At 60.1% G+C, this 17,535-nt stretch carries 15 protein-coding genes; 4 read left to right on the top strand and 11 right to left on the bottom strand.

Going from position 1 to position 17,535, the window contains the following annotated elements; translation table 11 throughout:
• Positions 1 to 24: 24 nt before the first annotated feature.
• Positions 25 to 1,143, top strand: a complete 1,119-nt coding sequence (locus WMO44_RS05540) for a foldase (protein WP_349152005.1) — start codon at positions 25 to 27, stop codon at positions 1,141 to 1,143.
• A 73-nt stretch (positions 1,144 to 1,216) separates the two neighbouring features.
• Here the strand turns inward: WMO44_RS05540 and WMO44_RS05535 are convergent, their stop codons facing one another.
• Positions 1,217 to 2,986: a glycoside hydrolase family 2 protein gene (locus WMO44_RS05535; protein WP_349152004.1), complete on the bottom strand. Its 1,770-nt coding sequence runs from the start codon at positions 2,984 to 2,986 to the stop codon at positions 1,217 to 1,219.
• A gap of 187 nt (positions 2,987 to 3,173) precedes the next feature.
• Here WMO44_RS05535 and WMO44_RS05530 point away from each other — a divergent pair, with 187 nt between their 5' ends.
• Positions 3,174 to 3,563, top strand: a complete 390-nt coding sequence (locus WMO44_RS05530; RefSeq protein WP_118657849.1) for a hypothetical protein — start codon at positions 3,174 to 3,176, stop codon at positions 3,561 to 3,563.
• Between the two features lie 273 nt (positions 3,564 to 3,836).
• Here the strand turns inward: WMO44_RS05530 and WMO44_RS05525 are convergent, their stop codons facing one another.
• The 4 genes from WMO44_RS05525 to WMO44_RS05510 form a co-directional block, all read right to left on the bottom strand.
• Positions 3,837 to 5,756, bottom strand: a complete 1,920-nt coding sequence (locus WMO44_RS05525) for an ABC transporter ATP-binding protein (RefSeq protein WP_348816675.1) — start codon at positions 5,754 to 5,756, stop codon at positions 3,837 to 3,839.
• A complete protein-coding gene (locus tag WMO44_RS05520) occupies positions 5,756 to 7,507 on the bottom strand; it encodes an ABC transporter ATP-binding protein (RefSeq protein ID WP_349152003.1) in 1,752 nt (583 codons plus the stop codon). Before WMO44_RS05520 ends, WMO44_RS05525 begins: the two co-directional genes overlap by 1 nt.
• Before the next feature lie 140 nt (positions 7,508 to 7,647).
• The gene (locus tag WMO44_RS05515) at positions 7,648 to 8,130 is read right to left on the bottom strand and encodes a MarR family winged helix-turn-helix transcriptional regulator (RefSeq protein ID WP_118657852.1); all 483 of its coding nucleotides are present in this window, start codon (positions 8,128 to 8,130) and stop codon (positions 7,648 to 7,650) included.
• Between the two features lie 162 nt (positions 8,131 to 8,292).
• Positions 8,293 to 9,162, bottom strand: coding sequence for a phosphoribosylaminoimidazolesuccinocarboxamide synthase (locus WMO44_RS05510; RefSeq protein WP_044959632.1), 870 nt, complete (start codon positions 9,160 to 9,162; stop codon positions 8,293 to 8,295).
• Between the two features lie 318 nt (positions 9,163 to 9,480).
• Here WMO44_RS05510 and WMO44_RS05505 point away from each other — a divergent pair, with 318 nt between their 5' ends.
• Both WMO44_RS05505 and WMO44_RS05500 read left to right on the top strand, forming a co-directional pair.
• Positions 9,481 to 10,920, top strand: a complete 1,440-nt coding sequence (locus tag WMO44_RS05505) for a 6-phospho-beta-glucosidase (protein ID WP_349152002.1) — start codon at positions 9,481 to 9,483, stop codon at positions 10,918 to 10,920.
• A gap of 80 nt (positions 10,921 to 11,000) precedes the next feature.
• Entirely contained in the window at positions 11,001 to 12,047 is a 1,047-nt protein-coding gene (locus tag WMO44_RS05500) for a glycerophosphodiester phosphodiesterase (protein ID WP_349152001.1), read from the top strand.
• A gap of 87 nt (positions 12,048 to 12,134) precedes the next feature.
• Here WMO44_RS05500 and fabZ read toward each other — a convergent pair whose 3' ends face one another.
• From fabZ to WMO44_RS05470, 6 genes are read right to left on the bottom strand one after another with little or no spacing between them, the layout of a single operon-like run.
• Positions 12,135 to 12,605 (bottom strand): 3-hydroxyacyl-ACP dehydratase FabZ, encoded by a 471-nt coding sequence (fabZ, locus tag WMO44_RS05495; RefSeq protein ID WP_005921009.1) that lies wholly within the window; start codon positions 12,603 to 12,605, stop codon positions 12,135 to 12,137.
• A 3-nt stretch (positions 12,606 to 12,608) separates the two neighbouring features.
• Entirely contained in the window at positions 12,609 to 13,847 is a 1,239-nt protein-coding gene (gene fabF, locus WMO44_RS05490; protein WP_249253265.1) for a beta-ketoacyl-ACP synthase II, read from the bottom strand.
• A gap of 12 nt (positions 13,848 to 13,859) precedes the next feature.
• Positions 13,860 to 14,609, bottom strand: a complete 750-nt coding sequence (fabG, locus tag WMO44_RS05485) for a 3-oxoacyl-[acyl-carrier-protein] reductase (RefSeq protein WP_349152000.1) — start codon at positions 14,607 to 14,609, stop codon at positions 13,860 to 13,862.
• On the bottom strand, positions 14,606 to 15,538 hold the full coding sequence (gene fabD / locus WMO44_RS05480) for an ACP S-malonyltransferase (protein WP_349151999.1): 933 nt from the start codon (positions 15,536 to 15,538) through the stop codon (positions 14,606 to 14,608). Before fabD ends, fabG begins: the two co-directional genes overlap by 4 nt.
• Complete coding sequence (locus WMO44_RS05475) at positions 15,535 to 16,602, bottom strand: NAD(P)H-dependent flavin oxidoreductase (protein ID WP_349151998.1); 1,068 nt, start codon at positions 16,600 to 16,602, stop codon at positions 15,535 to 15,537. The genes fabD and WMO44_RS05475 overlap by 4 nt, the downstream gene beginning before the upstream one ends.
• Positions 16,596 to 17,531 (bottom strand): nitronate monooxygenase, encoded by a 936-nt coding sequence (locus WMO44_RS05470; RefSeq protein WP_015537414.1) that lies wholly within the window; start codon positions 17,529 to 17,531, stop codon positions 16,596 to 16,598. Before WMO44_RS05470 ends, WMO44_RS05475 begins: the two co-directional genes overlap by 7 nt.
• Between the last annotated feature and the right edge of the window lie 4 nt (positions 17,532 to 17,535).

Below are 17,535 nucleotides of genomic sequence, written 5' to 3'. Positions count from 1 at the left end.
AAAAACAAACAAGGAGCAAAACGCATGAAAAAGAAACTGCTTGCGCTGGTATGCGCACTTGCACTGACCGTCAGCCTTGTGGGCTGTGCACTCTCCACCCCGGACACCGTAGGCAAGATCGGCGATTTTGAGGTGACCAGCGGCCTGTATCTGCTGGCGCAGTACGATGCCTACCAGCAGGCTGCGCAGCTGGCAGACTCTGAGCAGGACACCAGCAAGGTAAAGTCCTTCCTCAAGGCCACCATCACCACCGATGCCGACACCGGCGAGACCGCCGTGGTAAAGGACTATGTGGCACAAAAGACCCTTGAGACCCTGCAGACCCTTGCCGCCGTGGATGCCCGCTTTACTGAACTGGGCGGTGAGCTGACCGAGGAGCAGAAGTCCGCCGCCGACAGCTACGCCCAGCAGCTGATGGACAACTACGGCGATGCCTACACCGCCAACGGCATCGGGCTGGAGACTTTGAAGCTGTTCCAGCAGTTGCAATACAAGCACACCCTGCTGCTGGATCTTATCTACGGCAAGGACGGCGAGACCCCTGTGGAGGACGGCGAGCTGACCGAGCATCTGGACAGCACCATGTACGAGATCGGCTTTATCACCGTGCCTCTGTACAGCACCAGCACCTTCGCCTTTGCCAGTGATGACCAGAAGGCCGAGATGCTCTCCCTTGCCCAGAAGGCTGCGGACAACTACAACGCCAACGCTCCGGAGGACACCTCCAGCCAGATGGCCGCCTTTAACAGCATCGCAAGCAGCGCACTGACCGGGATCTGCGCCGTGTTGGACGCCGAGGTACCCTCCACCAGCACCCTGCAGACCGACCTGCTGGGCGAAAGCGACCTGACCGACGCCTTTACGCAGGAGGGTGCCGCCGATACCCTGCGCGGCCTTGCCTACGGACAGGCAGCTGCCATCCAGTACTCCGGCTATGCCATGATGCTGGCCGTCCGTCTGGATCCGCTGGGCGTTTCCACGCTGGATGCTCTGCGCAGCCAGATTTTGAGCGACATGAAGGGCGAGGAGCTGGACGACGCCCTTGCCGCCTACGGTGCTCAGATGGCGAGCAGCCTGAGCAGCTCTGCCATGGGCAAGCTGCCCGCCGCCAAGATCGTGAACGCCAACAGCGCCAACAGCTAATGGCTTTGTAAAAACAACACGCCCGGGTTTTCCACATCCTTTCTGCGGAAGGTGGAAAACCCGGGCGTTGTTTTTATTTTATTACTTTTGCAAACTCTGCGGCAAGGGCGGCGTTCACCGAACGGACGGCATTGGCGTCCGGCTTGATGGCGGTGCGATCGTAGGTGAACAGGCCGTTCACCTCGTCCTCCACGTCGGTCAGCTGGGTGTACACCAGCGCCGAAAGCCCCTTTTGCAGCTGCGGCAGCACCGTGCCCAGCTGCAATTTTTTGTAGCGGGCGGTCAGCTCCTCCCGGCTTTTGGCCGTGCCGTAGCCGTAGGTCTTGCGGGGCGGCTCGTGCCCGGGCATGGGCCATGCAATGCCGCCGTATTCGCTCAGGGCCACGGTGCGGGTCTGCGGGCGCACCCGCAGGGGGTAAAAGTAGTTGTGCAGGGAGTATACATCCCCGCCGCCCTGATCGTACCAGCCGCTGGCTTCGTCCACAAGGCGGGTGTCGTCCAGCGCACGGATGGCCTGTACTGCCCCGGCGGCATCGTACTGTCCCCACCCCTCATTGAAGGGCACCCAGCAGCCCACGCAGGGGTGACAGCGCAGCGCCTGCACCGTATCTTCCAGCTCCCGGCGGTATTCTTCCCGGCTGCTTTCGCTGCCCCGGCTCAGCAGTCCCCACAGCGCCGCCTTGTCCGGCAGGCGGCGCATAAGCGGCTGCAAAACATTGGTCAGGTAGGTGACGAACCACAGGTTATACTTACTGCCGCCGTTGACCATATCCTGCCAGACTACAAGCCCCAGCCTGTCGCAGTGGTAGTACCAGCGCTGCGGCTCGATCTTTGCATGCTTGCGCAGCAGGTTGTAGCCCAGCGCCTTTATCTCGCTCAGCTCCCGTTCCACCGCCGCATCCGAGGGCGGGGTGTACAGTCCTTCCGGCCAGTAGCCCTGATCCAGCAGGCCGTTGAGCAGAATGGGCTTATCGTTCAGGCAGAAGCGCAGCACGCCCCTTGCGTCCGGTGCGCAGCTCCACTTGCGCAGGGCAAAGTAGCTGTGTACGGTGTCGAACTGCTCTTCCTCTCCCTGCGTGGTGCCCACGGTCAAATCGTACAAAAAGGGCGTATCCGGGCTCCATGGGAAGAAATACTCGTCCGCAATATGCAGCGTCACCTCACCGTCCTGGTCGGCCTCATCACCGCCCCAGTCCTCGGCAATGGTCACGCCCCCGGCGCGCACCACCGCCCACAGGTTCGCCGCGCCGCCGGGTGCAGAGGTATGGGCTTTCACGGTCACGGTGCGGGCATCGTAGTCCGGCGTAACGGTGAGAGACTGGATGTAATTTTCCGGCACCCGCTCCAGCCAGACCGTCTGCCAGATGCCGCTCTGCGCGGGGTAGAACATCCCACCGGGCTGCAAAGTCTGCTTGCCCCGCGCCTGTGTGCCGTGGCCGGTGGGATCCTGCACCGCCACCCACAGGCTGTTGCGGCCTGTGCCGTTGAGCTGCGCGGTGATATCCAGCGTAAAGGGCCAGTAGCCGCCCCGGTGGCCGCCCACCAGATGGCCGTTCACCTGCACGGCACAGGCGTAGTCCACTGCGCCAAAGTGCAGCAGCACCCGTCCGCCCGTCCCGGCGGGCGGCGCAAAATATCGGTGGTAGTGCAGCCACTGCCCGGGCTGCAATGTGCGCCCCACCCCGGAGGCGCGGCACTCCGGCGCGTAGGGCACTAAGATCTCACCGTCCCAGCCCGCCGGGCGCTGTGCCGAGGCGGTGATGGCGTACTGCCACGGGCCGTTCAGGTTCTCGTAGCTGTCCCGGCGCATGGCGGGGCGGGGATATTCCGTCAAAGGATGCATACACTCACCAGCCTTTTTCTCGTTTGCTCCATTCTAGCACAGCCCGGGGCGTTTGTATACCGGGGAGCGGACGATTTTCACGGGAGAGGTCACAGCGGGAAATAGCAGACACAATGGGAAACAAGCGTCTGCCTTTACAGCCATATAAAATCATGTTATACTTTATTTTATCGACAATGACAGGAGCGTGGAGATAATAATTCTGACGGTTCTCGGTAATTTAGACCCTACTCCACTTATTTCAACATTTGGGCATCTACAAACCACAGAAGTCATTATAACAGACGAGAGAATCGCTCATATCAAGGAACGCCATCCAGAAGATTATAATTTGTTTGAACAGTACGGGCGTGACTCTATACTTTCTCCAGACATCCTGCTCCAAGACTTAAAGAACGCAGGCACGATATTTGCTGTAAAGAAGCTTCCTGACACAAATCTGAATGTCGTTATCCGTTTAGTCTTGGATACAGATAACCCGGATTTTAAAAATTCTGTTATGACATTTTATCGGATTCGCGATAAAAATCTGAAAAAACTCATGGAGCGGAACCCCATTCTTTACATCAAAGAATAAAAATGCTATAATAATCATAGGATAAGGTTGCATTTGAAGTAGAGAATGTGCTGCTACACGCCCATCGGGCCAAAAGAAATGTGGGAAGGGGCACACCCACCAAATGCCAATCGATGGGGAACGGTTTCAACGCCGTTCCCCGTTCCTGTTCATAGGCCTGTTTAACCACGATGCGCACCACGCACCGTGGTTTTTTCTTTTCTATAATATAAAAGAGAGCCGCCACACGGCGGCATGGCTGTGCGGCGGCTTTGTGAGAAGGTGGGAAATTGCTTAGTTCTCGGCCAGATTACCGGTATAAAGCTGGTAATACTTGCCCTTTTTGGCGATCAATTCGTCGTGGCTGCCGCGCTCGATGATGCGGCCCTGTTCCAGCACCACGATGCAGTCTGCATTGCGGACGGTGGACAGGCGGTGCGCGATGACAAAGCTGGTGCGGCCGTACATCAGGCCGTCCATGCCGCGCTGCACCAGCGCCTCGGTTCGGGTATCGATGGAGGAGGTCGCCTCGTCCAAAATCAGCACCGGGGGATCGGCAACGGCTGCGCGGGCAATGGCAAGCAGTTGGCGCTGTCCCTGCGAGAGGTTGGCGCCATCGCCGGTCAGCATGGTGTTGTAGCCCTCCGGCAGGCGCTTGATAAAGCCATCTGCGTTGGCAAGGCGGGCGGCGGCGATGCACTCTTCATCGGTGGCCTCCAGCCGACCATAGCGGATGTTCTCCATCACCGTGCCGGTGAACAGGTGGGTGTCCTGCAGCACGATGCCCAGCGAGCGGCGCAGATCGGCTTTTTTGATCTTATGGATGTTGATGCCGTCGTAGCGGATCTTGCCATCCTGAATATCGTAGAAGCGGTTGATCAGGTTGGTAATGGTAGTCTTGCCCGCACCTGTAGAGCCGACAAAGGCGATCTTCTGCCCCGGACGGCCATACAGGTTGATGTCATGCAGCACCGTTTTTTCCGGCACATAGCCAAAGTCTACGTCCGTAAAGGTGATATCGCCCGCCAGCTTGTGGTAGGTGGTAGTGCCATCGTGGTGGGGGTGCTTCCACGCCCACAGGCCGGTGCGCTCGGCAGTTTCCACCAGCTGGTCGTTGCGGTCGTACTTGGCATTTACCAGCGTCACATAGCCCTCATCGGTCTCGCTGGGCTCGTCCATCATCTTGAAGATGCGCTCGGCACCAGCCAGTGCCATAATAACGCTGTTGGCCTGCATGGACACCTGACTGATGGGCATATTGAAGCCCTTGTTCAGACTGAGGAAGGCCACCACGGTGCCAAGAGTCATGCCGCCAACGCCGCCCACAGCCATGGCTGCACCAGTCAGTGCGCAGATGGCGTAGCTGATGTTGCCCAGCTGGGCGTTGACCGGCATCATAATGTTGGAGAAGGCGTTGGCCTGCTTGGCGCTTTCCTTCAGCTGGTCATTCAGCGCACGGAAGCCGGCAAGGGTCTGCTGCTCGTGGGTGAACACCTTGACCACCTTCTGGCCCTCCATCATCTCCTCGATGTAGCCGTTCACCTTGCCCAGATCCCGCTGCTGCTGGATGAAGTACTTGGAGGAGCTTTTTGCGATCTGCTTGGAGCAGAACAGCATCAGCGCCACCATGAGCATGGTAACGATGGTCAGCTGCCAGCTGAGCATACACATGCTGAAAAACACGGATACGATGGTGATGACGCTGGACACCAGCTGCGGGATGCTCTGGCTGAGCATCTGGCGCAGGGTATCCACGTCGTTGGTGTACACGGACATGATATCGCCGTGAGGATGGGTGTCAAAATACCGGATGGGCAGGCTTTCCATGTGGGTGAACAGCTTGGTGCGCAGATTGCGCAGCGTGCCCTGCGTTACGTTGACCATGATGCGGGCGTTGGCCCATGCGGCCAGAATACCCACAAGGTAGATGCAGCACATCCGCACCAATGCACCGGCCAGCGGTGCAAAGCTGGGGTTCTGCTGGCGGGTCATGGGCACGATGTAATCGTCCATCAAAGTCTGCAAGAACAGGCTGGCCTGCACATTGGCCAGCGCGCTGACCACGATGCAGACAAGCACAAGGATGCAGTGGGGCAGATAGTTGCGGAACACTTCATCCATAATGCGCTTCAGCAGCTTGCCCGGGTTTTCCACCTTGGGGCGCGGCCCCCGTGCGCCCCGCGGGCCGGGGCCATGTACTTCTTTTACTGCCATTACTGCGCACCTCCCTGCTTGTCAAAATCGCCGCCGCCCTGCGTCTGGCTGTTGTAGACCTCCTGATAGATGGCGTTGGTCGCCAGCAGCTCCGCATGGGTGCCCAGACCGTTGATCTGGCCGTTCTCCAGCACCAGAATGCGGTCTGCATCCTGCACCGAGGAAATGCGCTGTGCAATGATAATCTTGGTCGTGCCTGGGATCTCCTCCCGGAAGGCCTTGCGGATCTTGGCATCGGTCGCGGTATCCACGGCGCTGGTGGAGTCGTCCAAAATCAGCACCTTGGGCTTGCGCAGCAGGGCGCGGGCGATGGTCAGGCGCTGCTTCTGGCCGCCGGACACGTTGGAGCCACCCTGTTCGATCCATGTATTGTACTTATCCGGGAAGCGCTGGATGAATTCATCCGCGCAGGCCAGCTTTGCCATGCGGATGCACTCTTCCTCGGTGGCGTTGGCATCGCCCCAGCGCAGGTTATCCAGAATGGTGCCGCTGAACAGCACATTCTTCTGCAGCACCATGGAGACCTCGCGGCGCAGAACGTCAAGGTTATAATCCCGCACGTCCACACCGCCCACACGCACAGTGCCGCTCTCGGCATCGTACAGGCGGGGGATCAGCTGCACCAGACTGGATTTTGCACTGCCGGTGCCGCCGATGATGCCCAGCGTCTCGCCGGGCCGGATGGTAAAGCTGATATCGTTCAGCACCGGCTGACCGCTGCCGTGCTTATACTTGAAGGTAACGTGGTCAAACTGGATGCTGCCGTCTGCCACCTGCTGCACAGGCTGCTTTGCCGGGGGCAGGTCGGTGTGCTCGTCCAGCACCTCCACGATACGCTTGGCAGAAGCGGCGGACATGGCGATCATGACAAAGGCCGTGCTCAGCATCATCAGTGCCATAAGGATGTTCATGATATAGCCGAACAGGGCGTTCAGCTGGCCGGTGGTAATGGCACCGTGCAGCACATACTTTGCGCCGAACCAGCTCAGCGCGATGTTGCAGCCGTACACCGCCACCAGCATAGCGGGGTTATTGAAGCTCAGACGGCTTTCCGCGTTGACGAACTGCTTGTACAGGCTCTCGCAGGCGGCGGTGTATTTTTCGTTTTCAAAGCCCTCGCGCACAAAGCTCTTGACCACGCGGATGGCAGAAACGTTCTCCTGCACCGAGGCGTTGAGGTTATCATAGTTCTTGAACACCCGGTCAAAGATGTGGAAGGTGGGGATCATGATGGCAGCCAGCACCGCCACCAGAAAAGCCATCGCCACCACGAACACCAGCGACAGCGGGCCGCCGATGACCACAGCCATGAACATTGCAAACACCAGATGCACCGGGGCGCGCACGCACATGCGCAGGATCATCTGGAAGGCGTTCTGCACGTTGGTCACGTCGGTGGTCATGCGGGTGACAAGACCCGCCGTGGAGAATTTGTCGATGTTGGAAAAAGAGTAATGCTGGATATTTTCATACATGGCATCGCGCAGATTTCCGGCAAAGCCGGTGGATGCCTCGGCGGCGTACTTGCCCGCCAGCACGCCCAGCACCAGCGCAATGGCTGCCACCAAAAAGGTAAGCAGGCCGTAGCGGATGATGGCGTTCATATCGCCCTTTTCAATGCCCTGATCGATGATAAAGGCCATGATGGTGGGCAGCAGCACATCCATAATGGCTTCCAGCGCAGCAAAGAGCGGTGTCTTGATCGAGGCGGCTTTATACTCGCCCAGATGCGACACAAGCTTTTTGATCATCTGAGTTCCCTCCTGTTGAATTTATTTGTTTGTTACAAAACAATTTTATACAAAACAATTTAAATGTCAATAGCTTTTGAAAAATGTTCATAATTGCTAATTTAACAAGTCCTTTTTCGGCGCTTTGACGGAAAACGGCGTTATTTCAACGCCTCCCGCAGCTTGTTCAGCAGCCGCAGCAGTTCTGCGTTCTCCTCCTCGGTCAGCAGTCCGGCCACATAATCGTCGGTCTGGTGGAAGGAAAGCAGAGTCTTTTCGTGCCGTTGGATGCCCTCCTCGGTCAAAACCAGCTGCTTGAGCCGGGCGTCCTGCGGCACACTCTGCCGCCGGATGTAGCCCTTGCGCTCCATCAGCTGCAAAATGTTCGTCACCGTGGAGCGGGTGATGGAAAACTCCCGCTCGATGTCCCGCTGGAACACCGGCTCGTCCCGGTGGCGGTAAAGATACTCGATGATCCACCCGTGCATGGGGGTGGTCTGCTCCACCCCGTTGGCGCGGGAAAACTGGTTCAGCCTGCGGAAGATCAGGTTATCCACCCGGCGCAGCTGGGCGGGGATGACCTGCGGCCCATCCCACGGCGGGTCCAGCTTGCAGTGCTCTTCAATAGGGTGCTGTGTACACATAATGGTTTTCCTCTGTTTCGGTCAAATTGTTTGCTGTGAAACTGTTCGATACGATACATATATTACTCATCTCCCCGCTCAATGTCAAGGGGCGGGGCGCAAAAAAGGCCGCTGCGGAAAATTTTCCGCAGCAGCCTTGATTTTTATGGATACGGGATATGCTTACAGCTTTTTGCCGGTCAGCAGCTCGTAAGCCTCCAGATACTTGGCAATGGTCTTGTCAATGACATCCTGCGGCAGGTCGTAGTTGCTGTCGGGGTTGGCCTTCAGCCAGTCGCGCACGAACTGCTTGTCGAAGGAGGGCTGGCTGTGACCCGGCTCGTAGCCCTCCAGCGGCCAGAAGCGGGAGGAGTCCGGGGTCAGCATCTCATCGCCCAGCACCACGTTGCCGTCCTCGTCCAGACCAAACTCGAACTTGGTGTCGGCAATGATGATGCCGCGGGACAGTGCATACTCGGCGCACTTCTTGTACAGGGCAATGGTGTAGTCCCGCAGCTTAGTGGCGTACTCCAGACCGTGGCCGGGGAACTTCTTCTCCAGCACGTCGATGCTCTGCTCGTAGGAGATGTTCTCGTCGTGGTCGCCGATCTCTGCCTTGGTGGAGGGGGTGTAGATGGGCTCGGGCAGCTTATCGGACTCCTGCAGGCCCTCGGGCAGCTGGATGCCGCACACCTTGCCGGTCTTTTGGTAGCTTGCCCAGCCGCTGCCGGTAATGTAGCCGCGCACGATGCACTCGATGGGCAGCATGGTCAGCTTGCGGCACATCATGCTGTTGCCGGTGAACTGGGGCTGGCGGAAGAACTCCGGCATATCCTGCACATCCACGCTCAGCATGTGGTTGGGCAGCAGATCGCGGGTGTAATCGAACCAGAACTTGCTCATCTGGGTGAGCACGGTGCCCTTTTTGGTGACCTTGTTTTTCAGGATGACGTCAAACGCAGAAATGCGGTCGGTGGCAACCATGATCAGGCTGTCGCCATTGTCGTAGATCTCGCGGACCTTGCCTTCTTTGATGGGTTTGAACTCTGTCATAATCAAACACTCCATTTTTCCATGTTCTCAGCAGCGCAGCAGCGCAGTTCTTACCCTATTATTTTACCATACTGCCGCGCGGTTTAAAAGGAACAGAATAAAAGAAAAACGGGCAAGTTTTGTGTTTTTATCGTGAAAAGTGCGCAAAAAACCGCAGGGAATTTCGGCGTTTTGACGATAAAAGTCGTACTTTATCCCCAAATGCACCCACCTTTGCAAAATGCAGTCATGGACAAGCGCCGCCGGTTGCGGTATCATAGTAGTATGAGTATATCTGCGCTCCGCAGGGGCGCAAAAGTAAACAAGGAGGTAAAGAGTATGGGCAAATTTCCCAAGGGCTTTTTGTGGGGCGGCGCTACTGCCGCCAACCAGTGCGAGGGTGCATGGCAGGCAGACGGCAAGGGTCTGGCAACGGTGGACGTGACCCCCTTCGGCCCGGACCGTTTTCCGGTGGCAACGGGCTCTATGGAAATGCTGGGCTGCGATGACGCACATTTCTACCCCAGCCACGAGGCCATTGACCTGTATCACCATTATAAAGAGGATATCGCCCTGTTTGCAGAGATGGGCTTCAAGTGCTTCCGGCTGTCCATTGCATGGACCCGCATCCTGCCCAACGGCGATGATGCCCAGCCCAACGAGGCAGGACTGGCTTTCTACGACAGCATTTTTGACGAGTGCCATAAGTACGGCATCGAGCCGCTGGTCACCATCTGCCACTTTGACACTCCCATTGCCCTCATCAAAAAATACGGCGGCTGGAAAGACCGCCGCATGGTGGACGCCTATGTCCACTACTGCGAGGTGCTGTTCGACCGCTTCAAAGGCAAGGTGAAGTACTGGCTCACCTTTAATGAGATCAACATGCTGCTGCACCTGTCCTTTACCGGCGCAGGGCTGGTATTCTACCCCGGCGAAAATGTGGAGCAGGTCAAGTATCAGGCCGCCCATCACGAGCTGGTGGCCAGCGCAAAGGCGGTAAAGCTGGCGCACGAAAAAATGCCGGACGCCATGGTGGGCTGTATGCTGGCGGCAGGGCAGTTCTACCCCCGCACCTGCGCCCCGGAGGATGTGCGGGCGGCGCAGGAGGCCGACCGGGACAACTACTTCTTTACCGACGTACAGGTGCGCGGCGCTTACCCCGTGTGGGCTAAAAAGCGGATGGAGCGCACCGGGGTGCAGCTGCACACACAACCCGAGGACGACCGCACGCTGCGGGAGGGCACAGTGGATTTTGTATCCTTCAGCTACTATTCCAGCCGCTGCATCACGGTGGATAAGGAGCTGATGGCGGCAGAGAATGCGGAAGGCAACGCCGTGTCTGCATCGGTGAAGAACCCCTACCTGAAAGTCAGCGAGTGGGGCTGGGCCATCGACCCGGTGGGTCTGCGGGTGACCCTGAACACCATTTACGACCGGTACGAAAAGCCTATGTTCATCGTGGAGAACGGTCTGGGCGCGGTGGATACCGTAGAGCCGGACGGCTCCATCCACGACAGCTGCCGCATCGACTATCTGCGGGCGCACATCGAAGAGATGGAAAAGGCCATCAACGAGGACGGGCTGCCCCTGATGGGCTACACCACATGGGGGCCCATCGACCTTGTAAGCGCCTCCACCGGCGAGATGAAAAAGCGGTACGGCTTTATCTATGTGGACAAGGACAACGACGGTAACGGCACCCTTGCCCGCAGCCGGAAGGACAGCTTTTACTGGTACAAAAAGGTCATTGCCTCGGACGGCGAGGACTTGGCTTGAGCAAGCGCCCCGGCACTGTTTGCGGTATGGTAGCGCCGGGGCGTAAACGTGTGAGGACGAACCGATAACGGAGAAAATTTATGACACCACAGATCATTGCACACCGCGGTGCTTCCTATCTTGCACCGGAAAATACCCTGACAGCCTTTAAAAAAGCCATGGAGATTGGCGCGGACGGCGTAGAAATGGACGTACAGCAGACCATTGACGCCGGGCTTGTGATCCACCATGACTATATGATCGATCTGCACACGGATATTTCCGGCAAGATCTACGATATGACCATGGGCGATCTGAAAGAGCTGGATTTCGGCAGCTGGAAGGACGCCATCTATCAGGACGAAAAGATCGCCACCCTGCAGGAAGCCATGGAGCTGTGCAAGCAGATGCCGGGATGCACCGTGCATCTGGAACTGAAATCCACCATGGACAACGACCCGGATTTTGTGCCCCGGGTGCTGGAAGTGCTGCGGCAGACCGAGATGGTAGAACAGGTGATCCTTGTTTCCTTCAACCACGCGCTGCTGCGGCAGGCAAAGCAGCTGATGCCCGAACTGCGGGTAGGTGCACTGGTATACGGCGAGCTGGAAAGCATGCTGCTGCCGCCACCCATCATCTGGAAGGATCTGGGACTGACCAATGGCATGGACGACATGGAAGCCATGGATGCCGCCCTGCCGGAGAGCGCAGCCGACGAGGAAAATTGCAGCTGGATGACCCGCTGGATGAGCGACAAGGTAAGTATGCTGCGGGCAAACTTTCCCGGCGAGAGCCTGAACGAGATCTACAAAAACCTGATGGCGCAGCGGGATCTGCCCGGCTATATCAGCAGTCTGGACTTTGTGCCGGAGTGGGTCAGCTGCGAGTACCACACCGCCTACAAAAACGCCGGTTTCATTGACAAACTGCACGAGATGGGCATCAAGGTGTCTTTGTGGACGGTGGATACAGAAGATTCCGTCCGCAGCCTGCTGCGCACCAGCGCCGATGCCTACATCACCAACCGCCCCGACCGTGTACGGGAGTGGATGGAGAAGGAGCAGGCGGCGACCGCCCCAACCGAAACCGCCACGGCAGAGTCTGCCCCCACTGCTGAAGCAGACGCCGGGACAGCCGCCGCAGAGTAAGCCAGCTTGGAATAAGCACAAATAACCCCAACAAAAAAGAGATAGGCTTTCCCGAAAGGGATCGCCTATCTCTTTTTGCATTTGTTTTTATTCTGCTGCTTCGGTCAGCACAAAGGTCAGCTCTGCGGTGACGGCACACTTGCCGTCCACCCATGCCGAGGCCTTGCCTACGCCCACAGCGCCGTGCTGCTGCACCAGCTCGCAGTGGAGGGTGAGCACGTCCCCGGGGGTGACCTGCTTGCGGAAGCGGGCACTCTTGATGCCGCCGAACAGCGCAAGCTTGCCCTTGTTTTCCGGCAGGCTCAGTGCCGCCACAGCACCGGTCTGTGCCAGCGCCTCCAGCAGCAGCACGCCGGGCATGACCGGCTGCGCCGGGAAGTGGCCGTTGAAAAATTCCTCGTTGCGGGTGACGCACTTGCGGCCGATGGCCCACTGCCCCGGCTCGTAGTCCAGAACACGGTCCACGAGGGCAAAGGGGTAGCGGTGGGGCAGAATTTCTGCGATCTGCACACTGCTCAAGGTGTTGGCGTTTTCACGCACGGTACGGGGCTCTGCCATGGGTCAGCCCTCCCATCTGCGCAGGGCGATGCAGGCGTTGTGGCCGCCAAAGCCCAGACTGTTGCTCAGCGCATACTGCATTTCCTGCTGCCGCCCGGTGTTGGGCACATAATCCAGATCACACTCCGGGTCAGGCTGGGCATAGTGGATGGTGGGCGGTGCAAACTGATCCCGCAGTGCCAGCGCGGTAAACACGGCTTCAATGCCGCCCGCACCGCCCAGCAGATGGCCGGTCATGCTCTTGGTGCTGACCACGGTCATCTCCTTGGCGTGTGCGCCGAACACGGCGTGAATGGCAGCAGTCTCGCAGGCATCGTTCATGTGGGTGCCGGTGCCGTGAGCGTTGATGTGGTCCACCTGCTCCGGTGCAAGTCCGGCGTCCGCCAAGGTCAGCTTCATGCAGTCGATGGCACCTGCGCCGCCAGGTGCGGGCGCGGTAAAGTGGTAGGCGTCGCAGTTGGCACCGTAGCCCACCACCTCGGCATAGATGTGTGCCCCGCGCGCTCTTGCATGCTCCAGCTCTTCCAGCACCAGCACACCGCTGCCCTCGCCCATGACAAAGCCGCCGCGGCGGGCGTCAAAGGGCAGGCTGGCAGCGTCCGGGTCGGTGGCGGTGGAAAGCGCCTTCATGCTGGTAAAGCCGCCGATGCCCAAGGGGCTGATGCAGCTCTCCGCGCCGCCGCAAACCATTACCGACTCGTAGCCGTCCCGGATGCGGTGGAAGGCGTCGCCCACGGCGTTGGTGCCGCCGGCGCAGGCCGTGACCGGACAGGTGCACATGCCCTTCAGACCAAAGCGGATAGCCACCTGTGCCGCTGCCATGTTGGCAATGGCCATGGGCACAAAGTAGGGGCTTACCTTCTCCATGCCCTTTTCCTCGCCGCGGGCGTGCTGCTCCTCGATCGTGGGCAGACCGCCGATGCCGCTGGACAGGATGACGCCAATGTCCTTGCCCTCGGCCTCGGTATCAAGACCGCTGTCTGCAATGGCTTCGGCGGCAGCGCCCAGTGCCAGCAGGGTGAAGCGCGCCATCTTGCGGACTTCCTTTTTGTCCACCACGGTCGCGGGGTCAAAATCCTTTACCTCACCGGCCAGCTTGCACTTGAAGTCGGTGGTGTCGAACTGGGTGATGGGGCCGATGCCGCATTTACCGGCACGGGCTGCTGCCCAGCTGTCGGCCACATTGTTGCCCAGCGGGTTCACCGTGCCAAGGCCGGTGATCACAACTCTGCGTTTTTCCATAAGGGTTCTCCTTTACATTGCCATGCCGCCGTCCACACAGAGCACCTGCCCGGTGAGATAGCTGCTTTGTTCTGCGGCAAAAAACGCCACTGCCTGTGCCACATCCTCCGGCTGGCCTGCATGGCCTGCGGGGATGCCCTGCGTCATGCCGGTGCGCACTGCCTCCGGCAGCACGGCAGTCATGTCGGTGTCGATAAAGCCGGGCGCTACCGCGTTCACGGTCACGTTCCGCGCGGCCAGCTCCCGGGCAAGGCTCTTGGTCAGGCCGATGAGCCCCGCCTTGCTGGCGGCGTAGTTGGTCTGCCCGGCATTGCCGCGCAGCGCCACCACGCTGGAAAGGTTCACGATGCGGCCATAGCGCTGGCGCACCATGCGGCGGGCGGCCTCCTTGCAGCAGAGAAAGGCGCTTTTCAGGTTGGTGTCCAACACCGCGTCAAAATCCTGCTCGGTCAGGCGCAAAATCAGGTTGTCCCGGGTGATGCCCGCGTTGTTCACCAGCACATCCACCCGGCCAAAGGCCTCGGCGGCGGCATCGAACAGCGCCTTGCAGCCCTCGGCGGTGGATACATCCGCCTGCACGGTCACCGCCTGCACACCCTCGGCGCGGCAGAGGGCTGCCGTCTGCTCCGCAGGCTCTGCGCCGTGGCAGTAGTTCACCACCACGTTGCAGCCCTGCTTTGCCAGTGCCACGCACACCGCGCGGCCAATGCCCCGGCTGCCGCCGGTAACAATGGCGGCGCGGGTCAGCTTTTCTTCGCTCATTCTGCTTCCTTCCATGCGATCAGCACCGCATCCAGCTGTTCCGGGGTCTCCACTGCGGTGCAGGCCACCCCGGGCAGAGTCTTTTTCACAAAACCGCTCAGGGCGCTGCCGGGGCCGACTTCCAGAATGTGGTCCACGCCCAGCTCGCCCAGACGGCGCAGGGTATCTTCCATGTAGACGCTGCTCTGCACCTGCTTTACCAGCAGCTGCGGGATGCTGTCGGTCTCGGCCTTTTCATGCCCCAGACAGTTGAACAGCACCGGCGTCTCCATGGTGCCGAAGTTTTCGCCCGCAAAGCGCTGTGCCAGCGCATCCCCTGCGGGAGCCATCAGCTTTGTGTGGAAGGGGCCGCTGACCTTCAGCGGGATACAGCGGCGGGCACCGGCTTCCTTTGCCAGCACGGCAGCCTGCTCCACAGCGGCTTTTTCACCGCCGATGACCAGCTGCCCCGGGCAGTTGTAGTTGCAGATCTGCACACAGCCCGTCTCTGCCGCCTGCTCGCAGCAGGCAGACAGTTTTTCTCTGTCCAGCCCCAGCACGGCGGTCATGCCGCAATCAAGGCCCTTTGCAGCCTCGGCCATGGCCTTGCCCCGGAAGGCGGTCAGCTCGATGGCCTGCTTTGCGGTGAACACCCCGGCTGCCTGCAGCGCGGAGTATTCGCCCAGCGAAAGCCCCGCCAGATAGGCGGGCTTTACGCCCTTTTCGGCCAGCACGGCGGTCACGCCGCAGGCAAAGGCCACCATGCAGGGCTGGGTGTATTCGGTCTGATTCAAAACGCCGTCCGGGTCCTCAAAGCAGACGCGGTGCAGGTCAAAATCCAGCGCTGCGCTGTCAAAGGCCGCCCGGAAGGCGGGAGATGCTTCGTAAAATTCCTTGCCCATGCCGGGGTGCTGCGCACCCTGGCCGGCGTAAAGTACGGCAAGCTTCATAAGTTCTGCCTCCATTCGGTCACAAGTTCGTCCATCAGCTCGCGCACGGTGCGCATCCGGTCCAGCCGGCCCACGTTTTCGCCGCAGAAGAAGAGCCCTTCCTCCACGTTGCCCTTCACCGCCTCGATGAGGGCGTGGGTGATGCAGTATGGCACAGCGGCGGGGTCGCAGGTCTTGAGACACCGGGCGCAGTGCTTGGGCGGGAAGCGCTTGCCCTCGGCCAGCGCCTGCACCAGCGGGGTGTTCAGAGCGCGACCGGGCATTCCCACCGGGCTGTGGATGATGCGCACATCCTCCGGCTTTGCCGCCAGCAGCACGTCCTTGTAGGTCTGGGAGGCATCGCACTCGTAGGTGGGGATAAAGCGGGTGGCAAGCTGCACGCCCGCAGCGCCAAGCTTTGTAAAGTGTGCCATGTCGGCACCGGTGTACACGCCGCCCGCCACAAACACCGGGATGGCGTGGCCGTATTGCTCCTCGTAGGGTTTTACCTCCGCCAGCACCCCGGGCAGAATCTCGTCCAAGGTCTGGCAGCGGTCTGCCAGCAGGTCCTCCTCGGCAAAGCCGAGATGTCCGCCCGCCTTGCAGCCCTCGATGACCACAAAATCGGCGGTGCGTTCAAACTCCTTTGCCCAGCGGCGCAGGATGAGCTTTGCCGCCCGGGCGCTGGATACGATGGGCGCAATGGCCACCTCTTTGGTGCCCACGATGCCCGGCAGCTCCAGCGGCAGACCCGCACCGGAGACCACGGCATCCACCCCCGCCGCCACGGCGGTGCGGATGGCGTCGGCATAGTCCCGGGTGGCTACCATGGCGTTGATGGCCACCAGACCCATGCCCCCGGCGATGGCCTTTGCTTTTTGAATCTCTGCGGTCAGGGCGCGGTGGTTGGCTGCCGCCGGGTCACGGGCAAAATCCGGCTCCCGGTAGCCTGCATCGGCGGTGGAGATGCACCCCATGCCGCCGCAGGCTGCTACCGCACCGGCCAGCCCGCCCAGCGAGACGCCTACGCCCATGCCGCCCTGCAAAATGGGTACTTGCAGGGGCTTGCCGCCAAGGGTCAGCATTCGGTGTTCAGCGCGGCAATGCGCTGCCTCCCGCCCTGCCACAGGTCGGCAAGGATGTCGGCCACGGGGCGTACCTCGTGCAGCATTCCGGCTACCTGACCGGCCATCAGGCTGCCGCTTACCGTGTCGCCCTCAAAGACGGCGCGGCGCAGGCTGCCCAGCGTGTATTTTTCCAGTTCCATCTTGTCCGCGCCCGCCTTTTCCTGACGGACATACTCCCGGCTCATGCGGTTTTTCAGCACACGCACCGGCGCACCCACGGTGCGTCCGGTGACGATGGTGTCACTGTCCCCGGCTTTGAGCAGCGCGGCCTTGTAGTTAGGGTGGATGGGGCACTCCTCGCTTGCCAGCAGGCAGGTGCCCACCTGCACACCGCAGGCGCCCAGCGCCAGCGCAGCCGCCAGCTGACGGCCATCGGCAATGCCGCCTGCAGCGATGACCGGCACGCTGACCGCGTCCACCACCTGCGGCACCAGTGCCATGGTGGTCATCTCGCCCACATGGCCGCCGCTCTCGGTGCCCTCGGCAATGACGGCGTCGATGCCCAGAGGCTCCAGATGCCGTGCCAGCACGGCAGCCGCCACCACCGGGATCACCTTGATACCGGCAGCTTTCCACATGGAAACGTACTTTCCCGGGTTGCCTGCGCCGGTGGTGACCACGGCGACCTTTTCCTCCACCACGATCTGGGCAAACTCATCTGCCTGCGGGTGCATGAGCATGATGTTCACGCCAAAGGGCTTGTCGGTCAGCTCCCGGCAGCGGCGGATGTTCTGGCGCAGGGTATCGGCATTCATGCCGCCCGCACCGATGATGCCCAGCGCACCGGCGTTGGAGCAGGCGGCGGCAAACTCGCCGGTGGCAATGTTTGCCATGCCGCCCTGAATGATGGGGTATTTCGTCCCCAAGATCTCGTTTAAAAGTTTCATGGTC

This window comes from Faecalibacterium tardum (assembly GCF_040096515.1).
GTDB classification, from domain to species: Bacteria; Bacillota; Clostridia; order Oscillospirales; family Ruminococcaceae; genus Faecalibacterium; species Faecalibacterium tardum.
This window is presented reverse-complemented; position numbering and strand designations above follow the sequence as displayed.

Coding starts and splice junctions, on each gene's coding strand:
- WMO44_RS05540 (WP_349152005.1), top strand. CDS start 25: ATGAAAAAGAAACTGCTTGCGCTGGTATGCGCACTTGCACTGACCGTC.
- WMO44_RS05535 (WP_349152004.1), bottom strand. CDS start 2,986: ATGCATCCTTTGACGGAATATCCCCGCCCCGCCATGCGCCGGGACAGC.
- WMO44_RS05525 (WP_348816675.1), bottom strand. CDS start 5,756: ATGGCAGTAAAAGAAGTACATGGCCCCGGCCCGCGGGGCGCACGGGGG.
- WMO44_RS05520 (WP_349152003.1), bottom strand. CDS start 7,507: ATGATCAAAAAGCTTGTGTCGCATCTGGGCGAGTATAAAGCCGCCTCG.
- WMO44_RS05515 (WP_118657852.1), bottom strand. CDS start 8,130: ATGTGTACACAGCACCCTATTGAAGAGCACTGCAAGCTGGACCCGCCG.
- WMO44_RS05510 (WP_044959632.1), bottom strand. CDS start 9,162: ATGACAGAGTTCAAACCCATCAAAGAAGGCAAGGTCCGCGAGATCTAC.
- WMO44_RS05505 (WP_349152002.1), top strand. CDS start 9,481: ATGGGCAAATTTCCCAAGGGCTTTTTGTGGGGCGGCGCTACTGCCGCC.
- WMO44_RS05500 (WP_349152001.1), top strand. CDS start 11,001: ATGACACCACAGATCATTGCACACCGCGGTGCTTCCTATCTTGCACCG.
- fabZ (WP_005921009.1), bottom strand. CDS start 12,605: ATGGCAGAGCCCCGTACCGTGCGTGAAAACGCCAACACCTTGAGCAGT.
- fabF (WP_249253265.1), bottom strand. CDS start 13,847: ATGGAAAAACGCAGAGTTGTGATCACCGGCCTTGGCACGGTGAACCCG.
- fabG (WP_349152000.1), bottom strand. CDS start 14,609: ATGAGCGAAGAAAAGCTGACCCGCGCCGCCATTGTTACCGGCGGCAGC.
- fabD (WP_349151999.1), bottom strand. CDS start 15,538: ATGAAGCTTGCCGTACTTTACGCCGGCCAGGGTGCGCAGCACCCCGGC.
- WMO44_RS05475 (WP_349151998.1), bottom strand. CDS start 16,602: ATGCTGACCCTTGGCGGCAAGCCCCTGCAAGTACCCATTTTGCAGGGC.
- WMO44_RS05470 (WP_015537414.1), bottom strand. CDS start 17,531: ATGAAACTTTTAAACGAGATCTTGGGGACGAAATACCCCATCATTCAG.